Annotated in this window: 16 protein-coding genes; 10 read left to right on the top strand and 6 right to left on the bottom strand. The window is 65.8% G+C overall.

The annotated features are described in order from the left end of the window. Positions 1-161: 161 nt before the first annotated feature. Positions 162-2,138, bottom strand: a complete 1,977-nt coding sequence (locus Pla175_RS02425; protein ID WP_145280996.1) for an amylosucrase — start codon at positions 2,136-2,138, stop codon at positions 162-164. A gap of 245 nt (positions 2,139-2,383) precedes the next feature. On the opposite strand from Pla175_RS02425, the gene Pla175_RS02430 reads away from it, so the two are divergent. The 5 genes from Pla175_RS02430 (at position 2,384) to Pla175_RS02450 (ending at position 9,113) form a co-directional block, all read left to right on the top strand. After that, positions 2,384-4,579, top strand: coding sequence for an HAD-IIB family hydrolase (locus Pla175_RS02430; protein WP_145280998.1), 2,196 nt, complete (start codon positions 2,384-2,386; stop codon positions 4,577-4,579). 600 nt (positions 4,580-5,179) lie between these two features. Next, a complete protein-coding gene (locus tag Pla175_RS02435) occupies positions 5,180-5,569 on the top strand; it encodes a hypothetical protein (protein ID WP_145281000.1) in 390 nt (129 codons plus the stop codon). Between the two features lie 102 nt (positions 5,570-5,671). Beyond that, entirely contained in the window at positions 5,672-6,718 is a 1,047-nt protein-coding gene (locus tag Pla175_RS02440; RefSeq protein WP_145281002.1) for a DUF1963 domain-containing protein, read from the top strand. A 547-nt stretch (positions 6,719-7,265) separates the two neighbouring features. After that, a complete protein-coding gene (locus Pla175_RS02445; protein WP_145281003.1) occupies positions 7,266-7,733 on the top strand; it encodes a hypothetical protein in 468 nt (155 codons plus the stop codon). Between the two features lie 573 nt (positions 7,734-8,306). Continuing rightward, positions 8,307-9,113, top strand: a complete 807-nt coding sequence (locus Pla175_RS02450; protein ID WP_197527220.1) for a prenyltransferase/squalene oxidase repeat-containing protein — start codon at positions 8,307-8,309, stop codon at positions 9,111-9,113. Between the two features lie 193 nt (positions 9,114-9,306). On the opposite strand, the gene Pla175_RS02455 is transcribed toward Pla175_RS02450, so the two are convergent. Both Pla175_RS02455 and Pla175_RS02460 read right to left on the bottom strand, forming a co-directional pair. Further along, positions 9,307-10,719, bottom strand: a complete 1,413-nt coding sequence (locus tag Pla175_RS02455) for a DUF1501 domain-containing protein (RefSeq protein WP_145281007.1) — start codon at positions 10,717-10,719, stop codon at positions 9,307-9,309. A gap of 266 nt (positions 10,720-10,985) precedes the next feature. Further along, positions 10,986-14,042, bottom strand: coding sequence for a PSD1 and planctomycete cytochrome C domain-containing protein (locus Pla175_RS02460; RefSeq protein ID WP_145281009.1), 3,057 nt, complete (start codon positions 14,040-14,042; stop codon positions 10,986-10,988). Positions 14,043-14,323: 281 nt separating this feature from the next. Between Pla175_RS02460 and Pla175_RS26730 the strand changes: the two genes are divergently transcribed. From Pla175_RS26730 to Pla175_RS02485, 5 genes are all read left to right on the top strand, one after another. Then, on the top strand, positions 14,324-14,446 hold the full coding sequence (locus Pla175_RS26730; RefSeq protein WP_261342802.1) for a hypothetical protein: 123 nt from the start codon (positions 14,324-14,326) through the stop codon (positions 14,444-14,446). A 225-nt stretch (positions 14,447-14,671) separates the two neighbouring features. Further along, entirely contained in the window at positions 14,672-15,256 is a 585-nt protein-coding gene (locus Pla175_RS26400; RefSeq protein WP_231954133.1) for an ABC transporter permease, read from the top strand. A 432-nt stretch (positions 15,257-15,688) separates the two neighbouring features. Beyond that, a complete protein-coding gene (locus Pla175_RS02475) occupies positions 15,689-16,570 on the top strand; it encodes an ABC transporter permease (protein ID WP_231954134.1) in 882 nt (293 codons plus the stop codon). An 83-nt stretch (positions 16,571-16,653) separates the two neighbouring features. Beyond that, a complete protein-coding gene (locus Pla175_RS02480) occupies positions 16,654-17,016 on the top strand; it encodes a GxxExxY protein (RefSeq protein WP_145281015.1) in 363 nt (120 codons plus the stop codon). 57 nt (positions 17,017-17,073) lie between these two features. Further along, positions 17,074-18,933: an ABC transporter ATP-binding protein gene (locus tag Pla175_RS02485; protein ID WP_145281017.1), complete on the top strand. Its 1,860-nt coding sequence runs from the start codon at positions 17,074-17,076 to the stop codon at positions 18,931-18,933. Positions 18,934-18,954: 21 nt separating this feature from the next. Here Pla175_RS02485 and Pla175_RS02490 read toward each other — a convergent pair whose 3' ends face one another. The 3 genes from Pla175_RS02490 to Pla175_RS02500 form a co-directional block, all read right to left on the bottom strand. Beyond that, positions 18,955-19,797, bottom strand: a complete 843-nt coding sequence (locus Pla175_RS02490) for a hypothetical protein (RefSeq protein ID WP_145281019.1) — start codon at positions 19,795-19,797, stop codon at positions 18,955-18,957. Between the two features lie 337 nt (positions 19,798-20,134). Continuing rightward, on the bottom strand, positions 20,135-21,211 hold the full coding sequence (locus Pla175_RS02495; protein ID WP_145281021.1) for a DUF1559 family PulG-like putative transporter: 1,077 nt from the start codon (positions 21,209-21,211) through the stop codon (positions 20,135-20,137). Between the two features lie 152 nt (positions 21,212-21,363). After that, a complete protein-coding gene (locus Pla175_RS02500) occupies positions 21,364-22,023 on the bottom strand; it encodes an RNA polymerase sigma factor (protein ID WP_231954135.1) in 660 nt (219 codons plus the stop codon). Positions 22,024-22,334 lie beyond the last annotated feature (311 nt).

A 22,334-nucleotide genomic window follows, 5' to 3' on the forward strand; every position in this document is an offset into this window, starting at 1 on the left:
CGCGCGCGGGCTCGACTGGTTAGAGGTCGGCCAATCGGCCGCCTGGAGAGGTCGCGGCGGTTGCCGGCCGATCAACGGGGCCGGTGGTTGCCCGCGCCGGTTGCGGACCGCCCCGCCGAGGGGGGCGGGCCCCGTTGGCTGCTTTCTGGGGGAAACCGCTGCTACTGCGGCCGGGCCAGCACCATCAGCCGGTAGGGCTCCAGCGTCAGGCTCTGGGCCGCGAAGATCGCGTCCCCATCGACCATGTCGATCACCGTCTTGCGCAGGCCCAGCGTGCGTAGCCGGCGGCCCTCGATCTCTTGCGGGTGGTCGTCGAAGTTGGCCAGCACCAGCACGCCGTGCTCGCCGTGGCTGCGGAAGTAGCCCAGCAGGTGATCGTTGCCGGTCTCAACAAGCTGTGTGTTCGACGAGTTGAACGCCGGGTGCTGCTTGCGGAGCTGGATGAACCGCAGCAGCCCCTGGAACACCCGCCCGGGGATCGTGTCGGTGTCGTGCCGCTGTTCGGCGCGGTCCCAGTCGAACCGCGGCCGGTGGACCCAGCGCGAGTCCGACGATCGCTCTGGGTCTTGCTGGAACGAATAATCGTTCAGCATCGCGATCTCGTCTCCCAGGTAGATCAGCGGGATGCCCCCCAGCGTCAGGATCACGCCGTGCATCAACAAGATCCGCCGCACCGCATGGTCGATCTCCTTGGGGTCGTCCAGCTCCAACGCGCGTTCCAGCCCGCACAGCGAGGCGCACGCGCCGGACACCCGGCCGTCTCCCGTGGCGGGGTTGAGCTGGAACGGCAGGCCGCGGGCGAACGTGCCGGGGTGAATCCCTGTGTAGAAGCGGGTGAGGAACCGGCGGTGCTCGTCCGGGTCGAAGCCCGAGGCGAGGATGTCTGTGTTGCTGAACGCCCAGCCGATGTCGTCGTGGCAGCGGATGTAGTTCACCCACTGGCAGTCCTCGGGGATCGTCAACCGGCGTTCCAGCGCGTTGTGCAGCACCGCGGTCTTGCGCGTCGCCAGCGAGTCCCACATCAGCGCCATCAGCTCCGGGTTGTAGGAGAGCTGGCACTCGTCGTGGTGGATGTAGCGGCGCACCTCGTCCGGGTGGACGATCGCCTCGCTCTTGATCACCGACGCGGGCGCCACGATCTTCAGCGCCGCGCTCATCGCCCGGATCACCCAGTGGGCGCCCGGCAGGTTCTGGCTGTCGGTGCCGATCTCTTTCCAGAGGAAGGCCACCGCGTCGAACCGCAGCACCTCGACCCCCTGGTTGGCCAGGAACAACATCTCCCCCAGCATGCGGTCCAGCAGCTTGGGGTTCTGGTAGTTCAGGTCCCACTGGTAGTTGTGGAAGGTGGTCCACACCCAGCGGCCCATGTCGTTGCGGTAGATGAATGAGCCGGCGTGGTCGTCGGGGAACACGTCCGCCATCGATCGCTCGTAGGCGTCCGGCAGCTCGCGGTCGGGGAACAGGCGGTAGTAGCCCTGGTGCTCGGGGTCGCCCGCGGCGGCGCGGCGGGCCCACGGGTGCTCGTCGCTGGTGTGGTTGAGCACGAAGTCCACCACCAGCGAGATGCCGTGGTGGCGGAGCTGCGTTGACAGCTCGCGGAGTTGGGCCATCGTCCCCAGCGCCTCGTCTACCTCGCGGTAGCTGCTTACCGCGTAGCCGCCGTCGTTGTCTCCCTCGGGGGAGCGGAACAGCGGCATCAGGTGCAGGTAGGTCACCCCCAGCTCTACCAGGTAGGGGATCCGCTCGCGCAGCCCCGCCAGGTCGTCCGCGAACAAGTCGACGTAGCAGGCCGCCCCCAGGATGCGGCTCGACTGGTACCAGCGCGGGTCGGTCTCGCGCAGCGCGTCTAGCGCTTGCAGCTCGCCGTCGCGCTCCAGCCACGCCTGCGTCACCGTGGTGAGGATGTCTTCCAGGTGGAACAGGAAGTCGTAGTGGCTGCCGTACAGCAGGTGGAGGTACAGGAACAGCTTGGGGAAGTGCTCCTCCAGCCGCCGCGTGAACGCGTCCCACGCCTCGGGCTCGATCTGGTCGTGCACCCGCGCCTCGACCCTGGGAAGCAGCCGGCGGAGCGACTCCGCGGCGCGTCGACGGATCTCGGGGTCGGCGTCCGGAAGCGGGGTCGTGGGGTGCTGAATCATGCGGTGGGGGTCTTAGGCGGGAACGGTTCGGGGGGCCCAATAACCTAGCACGCCGCGGCACGCGGCGACGGCGGTCGGTCGACCTGTGAGGCTTATAACAGTATGGTGAAGCAGCGGTGGCGCACAAACCGGGGCCGCTGCACGCGGCTGCCGCTGGGTCCGGCCCCTGGAGTTGTCCGCTGGGGTCGGCCCGCTCGGCACGCGGTTTGCGGCCTTCTTTCCCGTTTCGGCGTTGGAGGCTTCTTTTGTACTTGCAACTAGTCAGCATCCACGGCTTGGTCCGTGGGACGAACGTTGAGATGGGACGCGACGCCGACACCGGCGGCCAGATCCGCTACGTGCTGGAACTGGCGCGGAAGCTCGCCGAGCAGCCGGGCGTCGACGCGGTCGACCTGTTCACCCGGCGGATCCGCGACCGGCGCTTCTCCGAAGACTACTCGCAAGACACCGAGTCGATCTCCAGCAACTGCCGCATCGTCCGGCTCCCCTGCGGCGGCGGGCGGTACGTCCGCAAGGAGCGGCTCTGGCCCATGCTGGACGAGTTTGTCGACGGCATGATCGCCTTCACCCGCCGCCAGGGGCGCCAGCCCACGCTGGTGCACGGCCACTACGCAGACGGCGGCTACGTGGCCCGCGAGGTGGCCGACGCGTTCGACGCGCCGTTTGTGTTCACCGGGCACTCGCTCGGCAAGCCCAAGCTGGAGTACCTGCTGCGCGAGGGCTGGACCCCAGAGCGGGCCGACGACGAGCTGGCCATGGGCCACCGCATCCGCGTCGAACAAGAATGCCTCGACGCGGCCGACCTGGTGGTCTGCAGCACACGCCACGAACGCGACCACGGCTACGGCCAGTACGCCAAGGACGACAGCCTGCCGATCCGGGTCATCCCGCCGGGGACCGACCTCGACCGCTTCTTCCCCTACTACGACTACGAGATCGACTCCGCCCACATCGACGAGTCGTACAAGCAGTCGCGCATGGGGATGCAGAACGAGCTGGGGCGGTTCTACTCCCACCCGGAGAAGCCGCTGATCCTGGCGCTCTGCCGACCCGACCGCCGCAAGAACATCGGCGCGTTGATGAAGGCCTACGGCGAGAGCGCGCAGCTCAAGGCCATCGCCAACCTGGCCATCTTCGCCGGCATCCGCACCGACATCGAGCAGATGCCCGAGAACGAGCAACGCGTCCTCACCGACCTGCTGCTGGCCATGGACCGCTACAACCTGTACGGCAAGCTCGCCATCCCCAAGCACCACGACTCCGAGTACGACGTGCCGGAGCTGTACCGCCTGGCGGCCAGCTCGCGCGGCGTGTTCGTGAACACCGCGTTTGTCGAGCTGTTCGGCCTCACCGCCATTGAGGCGGGCGCCACGGGGCTGCCGTTTGTCGCCACCCAGAACGGCGGGCCGCAAGACATCTACGAGAACTGCCACAGCGGCCGGCTGGTCGACGTGAACGAGCAGGACGAGATCACCGCCGCCATCTCCGAGCTGCTGACCGACCCCCAGGCCTGGAACGTCGCCTCGAACAACGGCATCAACCGCGTCCGCGAGCTCTACACCTGGCAGGCCCACTCCGAGCAGTTCCTGGCCGCCGTCCAGGAGCTGGCGCCCGAGAGCGGCCGCGGCGCCGCGCCCTTCAAGGCGCCCCCCACCGGCAAACGCCTCGCCTCGGTCGAACGGCTGCTGATCACCGACATCGACAACACGCTGCTGGGCGACGACGCGGCGCTCCAACAGCTCAAGGAGCTGCTGGCCGAGAACCACGACCGGCTCGGGTTCGGCGTCGCCAGCGGCCGTTCGCTCGAGCTCTGCATGGAGGTGCTCGAAGAGTACGGGCTGCAGAACCTCGACCTGATCATCTCCTCGGTCGGCGCCGAGGTGTACTACGGCGGCGAGGCCTCCCCCGACAAGGGCTGGGCCACCCAGCTCCGCGCCAAGTGGCGCCCCGACCGCATCCACGACCGGCTGGACAAGCTGGGCTTCCTCACCCTGCAAGACCGCGACTTCGCCCAACGCGAGTTCAAGATCAGCTACGACGTCACCGGCGACATCCCGGTCGAGGAGGCCGAGAAGCAAATCCGCGCCGCGCTGGCAGACGCCAAGGCGCCCTCCAGCGTGATCATCTCCCACGGCGCGTTCGTCGACGTGCTGCCGCACCGCGCCAGCAAGGGCAAAGCCATCCGCCGGCTGGCCGCCAAGTGGAACCTGTCGCTGGGGCACATCGCCACCGCGGGCGACTCCGGCAACGACGCCGACATGCTGGCCGGCCAAACCGCCGGCATCGTGGTGGGCAACCACTCGCCGGAGCTGGCCCACCTGAAGGACCTGCCGGGCACACGGGTCTACTTCGCCAAGGCCCACTGCGCCGCGGGCATCATCGAGGGGCTGCACCACTACGGCTTCGTCGGCGCGGACGTAGGCGCAACCGCCGCCACCTAACAGGCGAGCCGTCGGCGTCGGCCGCCGGGGATTAGCCCGGCCTGGGCGTATTGTCCTTTTGTCCCTCCCCCGGCGGCGCGCGTTTTCGGACAAAACCCGCCCCCCGCGCGATTGCTCCGCAAAAAACGCCCCCCCACCCGGCCCGACCCCCTCTGCAGGGGTGGTTTGCGACCGGTTTTGTCCCGACCGGCCGGACACAAGTCCCCCCGATCGGACACCGGGGGGACAAAAGTGCGACCCCTCCCGAGCGCCCCGCGGACGCCGCGGCCTGTTGGCTGTTTGCTGCATCGTTCTGTCCTGGGAGGGGCGACGTGATGGACCCCGCATTCTCCCCGAGCGTGTGGCTATTTGCGACCACGAAATCCCGCCCAGCAGCGGAAGGCGCTTCGTCAGGCGCCGGCGCCGCCGGTGACAACCCATTTGCGGACGCGGCGACTCACCCCGGCGGGGCCACCCACACCTCCGGTCTGCATAACTCCGACCAGTCGATTTCGCTGGTGCGACAAAGCTTGCGGACGGCTGGAGTTACGGCGATATTGGGCGTGGCTGCTTATTGGGTTAGGCAGAATTGTTTCTGTCCATTTATTGTTCGCTAAATAAATGAGCACGTGGAAGTTCTCCTGCGAAACAAAGGATTCTATTCCTCTGCCGCCCGAATACACTTTCCCGCAAGCGTTCAATTACCTGAACCCAGAATGCAATTCGTTCTACATTCTCGAGGCCCCCAACGGCAGCTACCTCCAGTGCGGAGGATCGAAGGAACGATGCACGGTCGAGTGGCGCTCATTCCACGGAAAGAAATACGATCATTTCGTCCTCGGCAAGCGAGACGGACCCGAAGCGGAGACCAAGATTGAGATGAGTGATGGAGGAGTGACCGTCTTGGAGCGGGAAGTATTCAGACACTGGGAAGCGATTGATTTGTTCAAACGCTTCTTTTCAGGAGCTGAGTTCCCTGACGACATCGTCTTGAGAAAGGTGAACCTTTGACCAAGAATATGAAGCGAACCAGGCGCTCCAGTGAACCATCACCCGCCGTCACGCCCCGTGCTTGCTCGCTGAAGCTCGCGGCACGGGTCGCGCCGTCGGGCGATGGCCACTGAGCTTGGACGTTCTGTTGACAAGATGAATCCACACTTCCCCGTCTTGCTGTTACTCATTGCCGTTGGTTGCTCGCCTACCAATCCGTCGGGACGGAATCACGCAACGTCGATTGAAAAGGAAAAAGAAACCGTGCATCCAAAAGTGGACTTTGACCATTGGGCGTCCGTCTTTCCGATCGAGACTTTTCAGAAGACAAGCGGCCCCCGGCAATTCAGCACAACCGAAAAGGGCAGTCCGCTCGACCTGTGGAAGCCGAAAGGGGCGATAATCACTAGTCCTGAACATCTCTGTCATATTGAACTCGTACGGAAGAACTACGCCAGAACAAAGGATTTAGGAGATGCTGTTCCGGTTGACATTTTCATTTGGAGCGTCACACCAACGGACAAACCCTTCCTGACAAAACTTGGCGGTGTTCCACATCGCGAATCCTCAAAGGCTTGGCCCAACGACGAAAGCAACAACCCATATACGTTTGTTGCGCAATACTGTTTTGCTGACTCGAAAGACATTGTTTCAAACAAGATTCCCGGCGATGTGATGCTCGTGTTCTTCAAAGACGCCGACAGCGTCTACGATCCCGAGGCGATCCACGTCGAATGGAGTTCGATCGAATTAGAATCACCGATGACTGCGGATGAATGCCCTAAGCCCTCTTTTGTCGTCCCACAACTCTCAGGGCATATATACCGCACGAACGAATACCCAGAAAGCTGGGACGTGTTCGAGCAAGAAGGACATTATCAGTGCTACTTGTTTCCGACCACTCAGGCTTCGAAAATCGGTCGTGAGACCTTCTTCACACAACACGACGCGCGAGGTGCCGGTGAGGAACTTATTTGCACGCTCAACTCTGTGCATCCATCAAAATCAAAATGGCCGTTCATCGACCTGGAAGAACTGCCCGATGATTGGGACAAACCAGACGACCATTACGGCTGGGGTAAATACCGTATGATGTTTGCGGATGTTGGCTGCCTTTACTTCGTAATCGACGAAGACGGCAATGTCAGTTGGTCAATGGATAGTTACTGAACCCGCAAGAAAGGCAACAGAACAAAAAAATGCACCCGAGTCGCGAAGTCGGGCGTTTTGGCAATGGAGAATCTCTCGTCGCGACCGGGTGATTTTAGACGTTATGTGGCAAGGCCCATCTTCTATTGACTGGCCAACTCCATGGCATCCGATCCTGGACGGATCGCCCGATGATGGCATGGCCGGTGAGTTGTACAGCGAGGTCTGTCAACAGCACGTTCTCTACGGCATCAGGGCTCGTCCAGTTGCACACCGTCAAGATTGTGATGACGTACTTTTCGAATTGCTTGATGAGTCGGGGCGTTTCGCCGTCGTTAACCTAACGTTCGCTCAGCATCCCGAACCTGATCCCCACTGGCCGGGGACAGACGTGTATGCTGACTTCTCTGCGTTCGAGCAAGAGCGGATGCAGCCCGACGCCGAGGAATGGGCCACATAACCACCGGCTGCAGTTGACCGGCGACGCCCGCGAGTAGAATGTAGTTGTCAATTGGTACCCCCCTTCCGCGGGCGGCCGGCAACTCGGCCTTTTACGTTCGACAAGAATATGAAAAACTTGATTCTCGCTCTCTCGCTGTTCGTCGTCCTTGTTCAAACGGGGTGCAACAGGAACCATGTAGATGGAAGACTAATCACGTCTTATAGTGTCGAAACAGCCTCGGGGGATGAGCGTAAGTCTCTTGTGCTGGATTTGGAGGTATATCTTGCGAAGTCGGGAATGAAGAAGGGCGGTAAGGGAAAGGATCCCGGATTTGGCGCCAGTGGATTCCACAATGCAGGAGAAGCCGCAGAGTTTTGGGTGTCTCCCACTGGAGAATACTCTCTTTCGATAGTTCTCAACCCGAACGGAAAACTCCTTAGCGGCGATATTGGATGGGATTTCAATGGGGATCGAGCTGACTGGGTAGAACTTGAGGCAGAGATCGTGGGGTTTCAGACGGATCTAGTCAATTGGTTCAGAAAGCGTCCAGAGGTAATTCAAAAGGAATCATCCTACTGGGATGGCAAACTTTAGTTCCGCAGGGCAGGTGGTTCTGCCGGCGCGGATCGGCGGGCCATCGATTGCGTCCTGCCCGCCGGCAGGTTCACCTACCTTTGCCTGTGGCGGTGGGTGCGTGTCGTGGGTCGGCGTGAAAGGTAGGTGAACCCGACGGCGAGCAGGCGCTTCGCCATGAGATCACCTCCCGCGCCGTCGGAACCACTTGCCCTGCGTCGCTACGTCACTGTTGCGGAGAAGGTTGCGAGCGGCCGACGTTGCGGCGACAATCGGCGTGCCCGACTCTTGGAGTCGGCAGAGTCGTGTCGGCGCCGGTGTTGTTCGGCAACGTGGCTGTACTGCGACGCGACTGGGCCAATCCGCGAGAGATTCATGAGAACGATACTGTTCATCCTGGTCTTCACCGGCGTTGCACAGCAAAGCTCCGCCGCTGATGTAGAGACGGCGGTCCGACGCGGGCTCGCAAGCGTGCAACGCTCTGCGGTCAACTGGCACTCAAATTCCGACTGCTTTTCGTGTCACCACCACACGCTTCCGATGCTGGCCTCTCTCGAAGCCTCGCACGTCGGCCTGCCGTTGGACGGGGACTGGATGAAGTCGCAGGCGGATGACGCGCATGCCTATTTCGAGCAGCAAGTAGACGATATGAACGCCGGATCGCACGTGCCCGGCGGCGCTGCTACCGTCGGCTACGGACTCTGGGCATTGAGCCTGGACCAACGCCCCCGCGACGAGACGACCACCGCCATGGTGAACTACTTGCTCCAGGTGCAGGGCGTCGCGAGGCTGCGAGACGGCGTGCGTCCCGAACGCACGGCGGTCGATAGTGGGCGTTGGATTGCATCGTGCCGACGGGCGCCGTTGCAGGCCTCCATGGTCGCCGACACGGTGTTGTCGCTCATGGGGATCGAGCGTTACGCTTCAGAGCAGCAGCGACCGCGCGCGGCGATCGCTCGCGCCGCCGCCGACAAGTGGCTGGCCAGCGTCGCACTAACGAGTCTTCAGGATCGTCTCTGGCGACTCTACGGGCTGCATCAGCTTGGCGGTGATGACGAGCAGAAGCGCGCCGTTCGAGAAGCGGTCTTGGTTGCTCAACAAGACGATGGTGGTTGGGCCGAAACACACAAGCGCCCCACCGATGCCTTTTCCACCGGCCAAACGATCTTCATGTTGTGCGCCGCCGGGACAACGCCGGACCATCCGGCAATCACGCGTGGCCGCGACTTTTTGTTGCGGTCGCAGCACGCCGACGGATCGTGGGAATTCGAGAGTCACACGAAACCGGTACAGCCGTTCTTTGACAACGGCGACCCGCACGGCAAGAATCAGTTCATCTCAGTTGCCGCTACCGCCTGGGCGACGTCCGCGCTCGTTCATCTGATGCCGCAGAGCGAATGATGAGCCGTGCATGCAGGCGCCGGGCCGAACCACCGGCCGCACCGATCAGCCGCTCCCGCCGCTGCGACAAAGTTCCGTAGGGCAGGTGGTCCTGCCATCGCGAATCGGCCAGCCATGGAATACGCCCTGCCCGCCGGCAGGTTCACCTACCTTTGCCCGCGCCGGCGGAAGCGCCTCCTCCACGAGTTGCGCACTACGCCAACAGCTCCCTCACCACCCGCGCCGGCTCAACCCCCGTCAGCTTCGCGTCCAGCCCCTGGAACTTCACCGTGAACCGCTCGTGGTCGATGCCGAACAGGTGCAGCATCGTGGCGTGCAGGTCGTGGAAGGTGACCTTGTTGTCGACCACGCCGTAGCCCAGCGGGTCGGTCGCGCCGTGGGCCGTGCCGCCGCGGACGACGCCGCCGGCCAGCCACAGGCTGAACGCGTTGATGTGGTGGTCGCGGCCGGTGCCCTGGCCCATCGGGGTGCGGCCGAACTCGCCCCCCCAGATCACCAGCGTGTCGTCCAGCATGCCGCGTTGCTTGAGGTCCTGCACCAACGCGGCCGACGCGCGGTCGGTTTCCTGGGCGCTGATGGGCATGTACTGCTCGATGGCGGTGTGGTGGTCCCAGCCGCGGTGGTAGAGCTGGATGAAACGCACGCCGCGTTCGGCCAGCCGGCGGGCCAGCAGGCAGTTCGAGGCGAACGACCCGTCCCCCGGCTCTTTCACGCCGTAGGCCGCGAGCGTGGCGGCGGTCTCCTGCGTAAAGTCGGTCAGCTCCGGCACGCTGGTCTGCATGCGGAACGCCATCTCGTACTGCTTGATGCGGGTCTCCAGCTCTGGGTCGACCCGCTGCTGGGCGAGCAGCCCGTTGAGGCGGTTCACCTCGTCCACCACCATCCGCTGCATGCTCTGGCAGACGCCGTCGGGGCTGCCGACGTAGTGGATGGCGTCGCCGCGCGAGCGGAACTCGATCCCCTGGTGCCGGCTGGGCAAGAACCCGGCCGACCACTGGCGTGCAGAGACGGGCTGGATGCCGGCGCCGCGGGTTTGCGACAGCAGCACGACAAAGCCGGGCAGCTCTGAGGTTTCGGCGCCCAGCCCGTACACCAGCCAACTGCCCATGCTGGGCCGGCCCTTGAGGATGGTGCCGCTGTTCATGAACCCCTGGGCGGGGTCGTGGTTGATTTGCTCGGTCACCATCGAGCGGACCACGCACAGGTCGTCCGCCATCGCCCCGATGTGGGGGAACAGCGACGACACTTCTAGGCCCGACTCTCCGCGCTTGTGGAACTTGCAGAAGGCGCCGCGGGCCATCAGCTTGGCGCCCTGCAGTTGGGCGAGCTGCTGCCCGTTGGTGAACGACTCGGGGAAGGGCTGGCCGTTGAGCGCGTCGAGCTCTGGCTTGGGGTCGAACGACTCGCAGTGCGAGGGCCCCCCCGCCATGCAGAGGTGGATGACCCGCTTGATCCGCGGCCGGAAGTGGGGCGTAGCGGGCCCACCCGAATTGCCCGCTGCGGCCAGCGCTTGGGGAGCGATCAACTGCCCGAGCGCCGCGCCCCCCAGCCCGTAGGCCGAGTGTGTCAAGAAGCTGCGTCGTGATACGTCGAGCGGCGTGGGCATGTTAGTAGCAACGCGTTACGGGTTGACCACGGATAGCACGGATTTCACGGATACGGATTGCCACGAAAAGGCACAAAAAGCACAAAGAAAAACAATCAGAAGATCGCTCGCAAAGACGCGGAGACGCAAAGGGCTTCGTTTGCAATTTTGCGCCTCTGCGACAAACTGGCGTCTTGTGCTTTTTGTGCCTTTTTGTGGCTATCGTTCGTCATCCGTGAAATCGGTGCTATCCGTGGTTCGTCTCGTGGCTACGGATGTCCGTAGCACTAATAGCGTGTGATGGTCTCGTGCAGGTTCAGCACCACGCGGGCGACATTGGTCCAGGCCGCCAGCTCCGCGGCGTCGATCCCTGCGGGGCGCGGGGCGATGCCGATAGCGATGAGCGCCGCGGCTTCGTCGGGGTGGTTTGCGTAGCGCTGGCGCGCCTTGGTCAGCAGCGCGAGCAGTCCGGCGGCTTCGTCCTGGCTGGGCGTACGTGCGACCGCACGCTTGAAGCACTCCGCTACGCGCTGGCCATCGCTGGCGTCGTGGCTGGTGAGCAGCTCCCCGGCCAGCACCCGTGCACACTCAACAAACGTTGGGTCGTTCAGCAGCGTCAGCGCCTGCTGGGGGCTGTTGGAGATGGTGCGCAGCGCGGTGCAGTCCTCGCGGCTGGGGGCGTCGAAATTCACCAGCTCGGGGTGCAGGAAGGTCCGTTGCCAGTGCATGTACACGCCGCGGCGGTACTGCCGGTTGTCGGTTTCGGTGTCGTAGCCCCGGTTGGGGAACTGCAAGCCCGCGTAGTAACCCTCGGGCTGGTAGGGCATGGCCGGGGGGCCGCCGACTTCTAGGTTGATCAGCCCCGCGATGGCCAGCGCGTTGTCGCGGACAAACTCGGCGTCGAGCCTGCGCGGGTTCTGCGACGCGAGCCAGCGGTTGTGCGGGTCGCGCTCGATGAGCTCCGGCCGGAGCTGCGAGGACTGGCGGTACGTGTCGCTGGTGACGATCAGCCGCACCACGTGCTTGACGTCCCAGCCGCTGTCGCGGAACTCGCACGCCAGCCAGTCGAGCAGCTCGGGGTGGCTGGGCGCCTCGCCCTGGGCGCCCAGGTCGTCGATCTGCGGGCTGAGCCCGGCGCCGAAGAACTGCTGCCAGAGCCGGTTCACGAACACCCGCGCCGTGAGCGGGTTCTCCGGCGCGCACAGCCACTGGGCCAGGTCGAGCCTGGAGAGCCCCTCGGCTTGGACTGGCGAGGGGAGGAAGCCGGGGAGCGTGGGGGGGCATATCTCGCCGCCGTCGTCTTGCCAGTCGCCCCGGTTGAGCAGGCGGATGGTCATCGGCTTGTCGGTGCGCTCGGTCACCATCACGGGCGAGCGGCCGTCGCGCATCGCTAAGATCCGCGCGTCGATCGCCTTGAGCCGCTGGTAGGCCGCACGCGCGTCGGCCGAGTCGCCCCCGCCAGCGCTACGGAGGTAGAGGTTGGCGGCGATCGTGTCGTCTTTGAGTTGTTCCCGCAGGTTGGCCGGCATGCCGCTCGCGCGGATGTCGGGCGGGGCGATCGGCGAGCAGCTCAGCCGCACCGCGCCGGCGCCCCCCGTGAGCTTTACGGACAGCGTCTCCCCTTCCGCAAGCACCAGCGGCTGGTCGAGCACGAACGTCGCGGAGTGGGGCTGGTCGAGGGCGTCTGGCTGCAGCTTCCAGCCGCTCTGCACGCCGATGATCTCGAACGAGTTGCTGTAGCGCGGCGCCGAGCGGTCGGCGGCCGCGTGACGCACGCCGACGCGGCGTTCGCCCTTGTCCCCCGCGACCAGCAGGTCGACGCGCATGTCGCCACGCCCCCCTTTCCGCACGATCAGGCCCGCGTGCTTCGCGTGCGGCAGCAGCTCGACGCGTACGGCCGCGAGGCGCCTTTCGGTTGGGTGGAGCCGGACGATGAGCGGGTCGGGAGACTTCTCGCCGCGGACGACCGCCAGGTCCTGGTCAACTTCCTGCGACTGGGCGCCGCCCTTGCCGGCGTCGATCGCGGGGGTGGGGGTCTCCCAGCCCGTGGGGCAGCGGTCGAGGAAGGCGCCCAGCGCCTCTCTCCACGCCTGCGCCGCGGGGGTGGCGAGGTCCTGCTGCTGGCAGAGCGCGGCGATCTGCTCGTCCGCCTGCTTGAGCCGCCGCATGAGCGTGGGGCTCTCGACCACGATCTCGGGGGGGAAGGGGTAGTCGTTGTTGTAGCCGCGCAGGTCGGGGTTGGGGGTGTACCCGTAGTCGGCGTACACGCCCCACTGCTTCACGTCTGCAAAGAACGCCGCCAGCGAGTAAAAGTCCTTCTGCTTGATTGGGTCGAACTTGTGGTCGTGGCACTCGGCGCAGCCGAAGGTGCTGCCGAGCCACGTGGTGCTCACGGTCCGCACGCGGTCGGCGTTGTACTTGGCCAGGTACTCCTTGGGCTGGGCGCCCCCCTCGCGCGTCATCATGTTCAGGCGGTTGAAGCAGGTGGCGGAGCGCTCGTCGTCGGTGGGGTCGGGCAGCAGGTCGCCGGCGAGCTGCTCGCGCGTGAACCGGTCGAAGGGCTTGTTGTCGTTAAACGACTTGATGACGTAGTCGCGGTAGGGCCAGGCGTTCTGGTTCTGGTCGCCGTGGTAGCCCACCGTGTCTGCGTAGCGGGCCGTGTCGAGCCAGCGCTGGGCCATCCGCTCGCCGTAGTGGGGCGAGGCGAGCAGCCGCTCGACCTCCGCAGCGTAGGCGTCGGGCGACTCGGAGGCCGCGAACGCGGCGGCTTCTTCGTACGACGGCGGCAGGCCCAGCAGGTCGAGCTTCAGGCGCCGCAGCAGCGTCGCCCGATCGGCTGCCGGGGAAGGATCGACCCCTTTCTCTGTCAGTCGCTGCCGGATGAACGCGTCGATCGGGCCCGCGGCCGGCCGGCCCTCTACCGCTGGAAGCAGTGGCCGCTGGAGCGGGGTGTAGGCCCAGTGGACCTGGTACTCGGCGCCCTCGTCGATCCACTGCGTCAGGAGCTGCTTCTCTGCGTCGGAGAGCTTCTTGTGCGAGCGGGGCGGGGGCATCATCACCCGTGGGTCGGGGTCGATGATCCGCTGGATGAGCGGGCTGCCGGCCGCGTCGCCCGGCTTGATGGCGCCGGCGCTGATTGCGTCGTCACGCGCGTCGAGCCGCAGATCGGCCTGGCGCGCGCCGGCGTCGGGGCCGTGGCAGAAGAAGCACTTGTCGGAGAGGATCGGCTGGACGTCGCGGTTGTAGCTGACGCCGGGCTGCGCCGCGCCGGCCGTCGGGCCGGCGCAGCAGCAGGCCAGGGCGGCGATGGCGGGCAGCGCGGCTGGGCGTAACCGTAGACGCATGAGTGAAGACCCGGTTCGGATGAGTGTTTCGGCCCGGGCGAGCGGGGCGATTCGCGTAGGTGGGCCGCGGCCGGCGTGCTAGGCTATCGGGCCTAGCGTCCAGATGCGTCGTGCGATTCAGTGTACCCACGCCGTCGGGGACGGGCCACGCGTGGGGGAGGTGGGACCCACGCCGTTGTTGTCGGCCGTGCCCCGGGCCCAACGGGCGGCCTTCTAGACGCTCCGGCCCCTGCTATGGCATAACCGGTCATCGACAACAGCCCAATGCGTGCCGCGCCGCCATGCTCAACTACCTCATCCGCCGGATCGCCATCGCGCTGATGACGCTGTTGCTGGTGACGTTTGTGGTCTATGCGCTGATCCGCCACATCCCGGGGACGCCGCTCACGTCCGACCCCGGATGATGGACGCAAGCAAGCAGATCTCCCCAGACGAGCTGCAGCGGCTCTACAAGCTGTACGGCCTCGACAAGCCCTGGTATCAGGCCTACTGGGTCTGGCTGGGCAACACCGTGCGGGGGGACCTCGGCAAGTCGATCCCCGCAGAACAACGCGCCGGTCACCGAACTGATCGGCAGCCGGCTCGGCCCGACGCTGCTGCTATCGGTAACGTCGCTGCTGCTGACTTATTTGCTCTCGATCCCGATCGGCCTGTGGAGCACGGCCGCGGGGGGGGGCGTGGCGGAACGCACCGTCAGCACGCTGCTGTACATGCTCTACTCGCTGCCGGCGTTCGTGGCGGCGCTCTACCTGCAGCTGCTGTTCTACGTGAAGCTCAAGTGGCTGCCGCTGTACGGGATGACCAGCGACGGGTTTGCGCAGATGTCCACCGGGCAGCAGGCCTGGGACATCTTCGTCCACGCGATCCTGCCGGTCACCTGCTTCACCTACGGCAGCCTGGCGTACTACAGCCGGTTTATCCGCGCGAACATGCAGGAAACGATCCGGCAGGACTACATCCGCACCGCCCGCGCCAAGGGGCTGGGCCCCAAGACGGTGCTGTGGAAGCACGCCTTCCGCAACACGCTGATCCCGCTGGTGACGCTCATCGGCCTGACGCTCCCCGGGCTGCTGTCGGGGGCGGTGATCCTAGAGCAGATCTTCGTCTGGCCCGGCATGGGCCGGCTCTACTTCGAGGCGATCGGCCAGCGCGACTACGACACCATCATGGGCCTGACGCTGATGTTCAGCGTGCTGACGCTCTTGGGCAATTGATCGCGGACGTGCTGTACGCGGTGGTCGACCCGCGTGTTTCGCTTAGCTAATTGGAACCGCCGATGGACGCGGATGAACGCAGATAGAATCCTGAGCAATCAGCAATCAGCTTTGGGCCTGCTGGGCGATAAAGCATCTTTGAAGGAACCCCCATCGGCGTCTATCTGCGTCCATCGGCGGTTCTCCTTTCCGTCTCTGTGTCCTCGGTGACTCTGTGGTAAATCCGTCCAACCCTACCGATTCCAACCAAGCCCCCAGCGGGTTCTGGACCGAGGCGTGGCGGCGGTTCCGCAAGCGCAAGCTGGCGATGGCGGCCCTGGCGTACGTGATCCTGCTGTCGCTGGTGGCGCTGTGCGCGCCGCTGTTGGCCGGCACCAAGCCGATCATCGTCAAGTACAAGGGGCACATCTACTTCCCCGTGCTGGGTACTACGTGCGGAGCTGGGAGCCGGCCGTCTTCCGGCAGCGGCCCTTCCGCACCCGCAACTACGCCAAGTACTTGCAGCAGGAAGACCCCGATAGCTGGGCCGTCTGGCCGCCGATCTTCCAAGACCCGTACCGCCGGCTCGAAGCAGGGGACTGGCCCGGCCGGCCGGGAAACCCCATCGGGTTCGCCGCCCGCCCCAGCTGGCAGAACCCGCTGGGCGCCAACCAGCAGGGGGTCGACGTGCTGGCGCAGCTCATCTACGGCGCGCAAATCTCGCTGAGCGTGGGGTTCATCTCGATGGGAATCGCCGCGGCCATCGGCATCACCATCGGCGGGCTGGCGGGCTACCTGGGGGGCTGGGTCGACGTGCTGCTCAGCCGGCTGATCGAGGTGGTGATGTGCATCCCCTCGCTGGTGCTGATCCTCGCGCTGGTGGCGCTGCTGGACAACGTCACCAACTTCCACCTGATGGCCGTGATCGGCATCACCAGTTGGACCGGCATCGCCCGGCTCACGCGTGCGGAGTTCCTCAAGCTCAAGGAGATGGACTACGTCACCGCCGCCCGCGCGCTGGGCGCCGGGCGGGTGCGGATCATGGTGCGGCACATCCTGCGCAACGGCCTGGCGCCCGTGCTGGTGCCGATCACGTTCGGCATCGCCTCGGCGATCCTGGTCGAGGCGGGGCTCAGCTACCTGGGCTTCGGCGCGTCTCCCCCCAACCCGAGCTGGGGCACGCTGCTGAGCTCCGGCCGGTCGTCGATCCAAGAGATGTGGTGGCTGATCGTCTTCCCGGGCCTCGCGATCTTCTTCACCGTGCTGGCGTACAACCTGATCGGCGAGGGCCTGCAGGAGGCCACCGACCCCAGGCTGAACCAGGCGGGGCAGTGACGCACGGAAGTTTTTGACCACGGATAGCACGGATTTCACGGATGATCAGACGACAATGCAACTAAGATCCCGCAAGCCGTCCGATGAAGCACGAAGCGTTGAGCAGAAGCGTGATCGGAGCGGCGATGGCGGTGCTGAACGAACTGCGGCCGGGGCTCGATGAAAAGGTTTACGAGAATGCGATGGTCGTCGAGCTCAAACATCGCGGTCATCAAGTCGATCAGCAATCGCGGTTTCCTGTCTACTACCGCGAGTCGCAAGTCGGAGTTCTCGTACCGGACTTGATTGTGGACGGGGTTCTGATCGCAGACCCCAAGGTCGTTTCCGTCTTTAACGACAATCACGTCGCCCAAATGGTCGGCTACTTGGCGATCTCGCAACTGGAAGTCGCACTCTTGCTAAACTTCAAGCACGCAAAGCTGGAGTGGAAGCGGATCGTCCGCTAGTAGGCTTCCTGCGACAGATCATCCGTGAAATCCGTGCTATCCGTGGTCAAAAACGTCATGTCCGAAGCAGTAATCGACGTCGCCGATCTCCGCACCTACTTCCACACCGACGACGGCGTGGTCCCCGCGGTCGACGACGTGTCGTTCCGTGTTGAGCTCGGCCGCACGCTCGGCATTGTTGGCGAAAGCGGCTCCGGCAAGAGCGTTACGTCGCTCTCGATCATGCGGCTGCTCGCGTCGTCGGCCAAGATCGAGACGGGGCGGATCGCGCTGTTTGGACGCGACCTGGTGGGCCTCCCCGAGCCGGAGATGCGCAAGATCCGCGGCAGCGACATCAGCATGATCTTCCAGGAGCCGATGACCTCGCTCAACCCGGTGTTCACCGTCGGGGCGCAGGTAGACGAGGCGCTCCGGCTGCACCAGGGGATGACCAAGGCCGAGGCCCGGGCGCGGACCATCGAGCTGTTCGATGAGGTCGGCATCCCGCACCCCGCGATGAGCGTTGACAAGTACCCGCACCAGATGTCCGGCGGGCAGAAGCAGCGGGTGATGATCGCGATGGCCCTCTCCTGCGACCCCAAGCTGCTGATCGCGGACGAGCCGACGACCGCGCTCGACGTCACGATCCAGGCGCAGATCCTAGAGATCCTCCGCCGCCTGCGCGACTCGCGCGGCATGGCGATCCTGTTCATCACGCACGACCTGGGGGTGATCGCCGAGATCGCCGACGACGTGCTGGTGATGTACCGCGGCGAGGTGGTAGAGCAGGGGCCGGTCTTGCAGATCTTCGAGTCGCCGCAGCACCCCTACACCAAGGGGCTGCTGGCGTGCCGCCCCAGGCTCGACACCCCCTACCGGTTGCTGCCGACCGTCAGCGACTTCATGGAAACACGCGAGGCGAACGGCAAGGTAGAGCTGATCGAGAAGCGCCTCGACGACGCCCGGCTCAACCAGCTCAAGACCACCGGCCGCGGCCGGCTGCTGCACCCCAAGAGCGAGCTCGAGGGGATCGGCCACCCGTGGACCGAGGGGCAGCACGCCCCCGACACCGTCGCCGTGCCCGAGGGCCAGAAGCCGCTGCTCTCGGTCCGCGACCTGAAGGTCTACTTCCCGATCCGCAGGGGGATCTTCTCGCGCGTTTCGGACTACACCCGCGCGGTCGACGGCGTCAGCTTCGACGTCTACCGCGGCCAGACCCTCGGCCTGGTGGGGGAGAGCGGCTGCGGCAAGACCACCACCGGACGGGCGATCTTGCGGCTGATCGAGCCGACCGCCGGCACGGTGCTGTTCGGCGACAAGTCTGTGGGCGAGCTGGGGGGCAGCGGGCTGCGGGCCATCCGGCGGCAGATGCAGATCATCTTCCAGGACCCGTACGGCTCGCTGAACCCGCGGATGACGATCGAGTCGACGCTGGTCGAGCCGATGGTGATCCACCGCCTGGCCCGCACGCGCGGCGAGCGACGCGACAAGGCCGTGGCGCTGCTGGAAGAGGTGGGGATGTCCGCCGCGCACCTGCGGCGCTACCCGCACGAGTTCTCCGGCGGCCAGCGGCAGCGGGTCTGCATCGCCCGGGCGCTTGCGGTCGAGCCCGACTTTATTATCTGCGACGAGTCGGTCTCTGCGCTGGACGTCTCGGTGCAGGCGCAGGTGCTCAACCTGCTGAAGAAGCTGCAGGAGACCCGCGGGCTGACCTACGTGTTTATCAGCCACGACCTGTCGGTCGTGAAGTTCATGGCCGACATGATGGCCGTGATGAACGACGGCAAGATCGTGGAGTTCGGCCCGTCGGAGAACATCTACGCCAACCCCCACCAGGAGTACACGCGGGGGTTGATCGAGGCGACGCCCAAGGACGACCTAGAGCACCTGCGGGCGCGGGTCGCGCGTCGCAACGCAACCATCGCAAGCAACCAATAGCCGCCGACCATAGGTCGTCTGCTATTGGGCGCGGAAGTCGCGGGAGCGGCCTTCGCGTCGGTCTCGGTTGAATCGTGGGTTGTCTTCGTCCGTCAGCTTCTCGAGCTGCATCTGGGCGTCGTCTACCACGCCGTCCATCCGCTCGAGCCAGGTCGAACGCAGCAGGCCAAAGTCGTCGAACGCCTCGGCGCCGAACAGCCCCAGCGCCGATCCGGCGATGCGGTGGTTCAGGTCGCCCGACTCGGCCGGGTGGAGCGCCGGCAGGAAGGCCATCCGCACCGACGCGGTCAGCAGGCGGACCCCCTCGGCGCACTCGAGCTGCGGCGCGTCTTCGGCGAAGTCGCGGGCGCGGTCGGGGTGGTGCGCCACGGCCAGCACACGGGCCTCGCCGTGCATGGCCGCTGCGACGTAGCCCACCAGCATGTCCGACCAGCGGGCCGACTTGATAAACACGCCGCCGATGGCTTCGGACTGCTCGCGGTCGTCCCCGCACCACTGGAACACCGCCGCGGCGCACCGCGACGCGGCGTCGAGGTGCCCGGCGAGCACGTTGCGGCCGATGGGGTCGGCCTCCCCGACCCCGCGGCGGATGTCGTAGCCGGTCGCGATCGCCGCGATGGTCCGGGCCAGCACGCCTGAGAGGGCGATCTCTTCCGCAATGGCGCCCAGGCGACGCAGCGGGCGGTCGCCCGCCGAGCGGAGCCCCGCGTCCCAGCGGTCGAGCCGGCAACGCGAGGCGGCCCAGTACTCGGTGAGCGACGCCTCGCACAGCGGCGTGGTGCGCGAGAGCAGCGAGCCGCTGCCCGAGGCCAACAGCGCGGCGATCTCAACGAGCTCTTGGGCGTGAAGTCCACGGTTGTGCATCGGCGGGGGGCGACGCGCGTCGGCCGGAGCCCGGGGTCAGAGGCTCCGGCAGACGCCACGCCGTGGGTGGTTCGATGGGCGGGGGAAGTGACGCCCCGTCCCAAAGCAGAACCGGCGCCAAAGCCCGCCGAACCGACCGCCGGCGGCCCCAAAGGGCTTGTCGGCAACGACTTACAGGGATCGGCGCCACGCGCCACGCGCCGGGCTGTGGCCTTCGATGAACCCAAAACGCATCACGCGCCGCCCCGCGGCGTTGCGTTCTGGCCCCCGGGTGTCGAGAACGCCGTGCGGTAGGCACGGTGAAGCGGTCGCCGTAGAGCCGGCCGATCGCGCCGGGCTAGTAAGCGTCCCCCACCACGGCCGGGGCGACCCCGGGGGTGGCGGCGCTGTCGCCCAGCACCACGTCGTTGCGGCCGTAGCCGGCGGCCTGCTCGTTCCGCTTGTTGAGGAACAGGTGGTCGTCGCGGTAGGGCGCCCAGGGGTCGAGCCAATAGGAGACGCTCAGGTCGTCGTTGAGCACGTTCTGGCCGTAGCCGCCGTGGTTCAGGCTGCGGTACCCGTTGCCGCGGTCGGGCTTGTCGGCCAGCAGCGGAGCGCTCCTGCCGGGCTGCTTCCGCACCGCAACGTAGCGGCCTCCTTGCCAATAGCCGAAGCGGTAGGCGTAGCTGTTGGGCAGCGCGTCGATCAGCAACGCCCGCGTGTGGCAATCGAGGCCCGCGAGCTGCTGGGTGGTTGGCGTGCTGACGCAGGCGCCGCGGGCCCTCAACTGGGCCGCGATCGGGCTCGACGCGCACACCAGCCAAGTCTGCAACTCGTCGGGGTCGACGCCGCCGTTCTGGGCGAGCCGCACGATAAAGAACCCCGCGTTCTCGCCGGGGCGGATGTGCGGGAAGTAGCCCCCGTGGTTGTCCGAGTAACGGATGCAGGCCACACCCAACTGGCGGAGGTTGTTCTGGCAAGAGAGGCGGCGCGAGGCCTCGCGGCTCTCGACCATCGCGGGGAGCAACATCATGCCCAGCGCCATCACCACGCCCAGCGTCACGACGGTGTCGACCAGCGTGAACGGGCAGCTACGCCCCGGGGCGTCAATGATCCCCAGCCGGTTCGCGGGGTCGGTCCCAAGAACATCGGAGGCGCAGGCCTCGCCCGTGCGGATGCGCCGCAGCGTGCGGGCGCCCAGGTCGCTCGGCGATTGGCCGTCTGCGGGGTCCCCTGCGTCGTTGGCTCCGACTGGGGGCTGGCCCTCCGCAGAGCCTTCGGCAGCGTCTTGAGACTCCTCCCCGAAGCCCATGCAGGAGCGGAGGTGCTGCAGCTCTTGCCGCAACGCGGCGTCGCGCTGCAGCCTGCGCTCCAGCTCCCGACGTTGGTCGGGGCTCTGCTCATCCAGCAAGTAAGCGATCAGTTCGTCGCGCATGGGAGAGTCGGTGCAGGCACGGATGGCCGGCCCAGCACGCGGCGGGCCGGCCCTTGTGATTCTACATCCTACTCCCGGGCGACGCGCTGTCGCAGGGCGGTTTCAGCCGAGAATTGGGGGGGCCGCAACCGCGGACTCCCCCTAGCAGCCTTCTAACGCGGCTGACCCGGCCGTGCGCCATTGCCCTCGTCCCAGGCTTCGCCCAGGCGGCTAATGGCGGAGTGGAGCCGGCTCTTCACCGTGCCCACCGGGACCGCGAGTTCTGCTGCTGCTTCCCGATACTTCATCCCCCGGAAGTAGACCAGCGAGACGGCCGACTGCAGCTGCTCAGGGAGCGTAGCAACGGCCTGCCTCACCCACTCCATACGCTCGCGGAGGTCAAAGCGTTCAGAAGGATTCGCGTCGTCCGACTTTAGCAGGTCCAGCAGCGACCCCACCTCGGCGTGGTCGGACTGATTGGGACGGTCCAGGCTCACGAGGTTGTGGCGGCGGTTGCGACGCTGGATGTCGATCGCCCGGTTGGTGGCCACCGTGTACAGCCAGGGGCGGAAACGACGCCCCTCGTCGAACAGGTCGCTCTTGAGGTGCACCTGCAGGAAAGCCGCTTGAAAAGCGTCTTCGGCCAGGCTCGCGTCTCCCAGGAAACGCCGCAGGTAGCCGTAAAGCTCCTTCTCGTAGCGGTTCACCAGCACCCCCAAGAACGGGCCGTTGGGCTCGTCGCGGTGCGCGGCCACCAACGCCTCGTCGCTCATGGCGACCGGGTCGCAAACGACGGCGGCGTCAGTTTCGGCGTGGCGGGTGGTTGTTTTCACTGCGATGGAAGGGTGTTGAGTGGAAGGGTTCAAAGTCCCGGACCCGGCGGCTGCGAGCCGCTTTCCGGTGCGTTCCTCCGTGCTTCGCGATTTCATGACGAACTCCTCGTATGAGGGTTCGACGTTCTAAGGGAAGTAATCCTTACCTCCCCGCCGTCTCTAAAGTGCCCGACCGGTTCCCCGCATGTCCAGTTGCGATTCCATGGATCCGGCTCTGTTCCGCCAAGTGAGCGGCGACGCCCCTGAAGCAACTCGTGTGCCAAGGTCCGGCCCCGCTCCCGCCTCGATCCGCCTCGAATCTTCGTTAGTCT

This window comes from Pirellulimonas nuda, from assembly GCF_007750855.1.
GTDB classification, from domain to species: domain Bacteria; phylum Planctomycetota; class Planctomycetia; order Pirellulales; family Lacipirellulaceae; genus Pirellulimonas; species Pirellulimonas nuda.

Bases quoted from the DNA above. Each gene is read 5' to 3' on its own strand.
- Pla175_RS02425 (WP_145280996.1), bottom strand. From the start codon at position 2,138: ATGATTCAGCACCCCACGACCCCGCTTCCGGACGCCGACCCCGAGATC.
- Pla175_RS02435 (WP_145281000.1), top strand. From the start codon at position 5,180: ATGAGCACGTGGAAGTTCTCCTGCGAAACAAAGGATTCTATTCCTCTG.
- Pla175_RS02440 (WP_145281002.1), top strand. From the start codon at position 5,672: ATGGCCACTGAGCTTGGACGTTCTGTTGACAAGATGAATCCACACTTC.
- Pla175_RS02445 (WP_145281003.1), top strand. From the start codon at position 7,266: ATGAAAAACTTGATTCTCGCTCTCTCGCTGTTCGTCGTCCTTGTTCAA.
- Pla175_RS02450 (WP_197527220.1), top strand. From the start codon at position 8,307: ATGAAGTCGCAGGCGGATGACGCGCATGCCTATTTCGAGCAGCAAGTA.
- Pla175_RS02455 (WP_145281007.1), bottom strand. From the start codon at position 10,719: ATGCCCACGCCGCTCGACGTATCACGACGCAGCTTCTTGACACACTCG.
- Pla175_RS02460 (WP_145281009.1), bottom strand. From the start codon at position 14,042: ATGCGTCTACGGTTACGCCCAGCCGCGCTGCCCGCCATCGCCGCCCTG.
- Pla175_RS26730 (WP_261342802.1), top strand. From the start codon at position 14,324: ATGCTCAACTACCTCATCCGCCGGATCGCCATCGCGCTGATGACGCTG.
- Pla175_RS02480 (WP_145281015.1), top strand. From the start codon at position 16,654: ATGAAGCACGAAGCGTTGAGCAGAAGCGTGATCGGAGCGGCGATGGCG.
- Pla175_RS02485 (WP_145281017.1), top strand. From the start codon at position 17,074: ATGTCCGAAGCAGTAATCGACGTCGCCGATCTCCGCACCTACTTCCAC.
- Pla175_RS02490 (WP_145281019.1), bottom strand. From the start codon at position 19,797: ATGCACAACCGTGGACTTCACGCCCAAGAGCTCGTTGAGATCGCCGCG.
- Pla175_RS02495 (WP_145281021.1), bottom strand. From the start codon at position 21,211: ATGCGCGACGAACTGATCGCTTACTTGCTGGATGAGCAGAGCCCCGAC.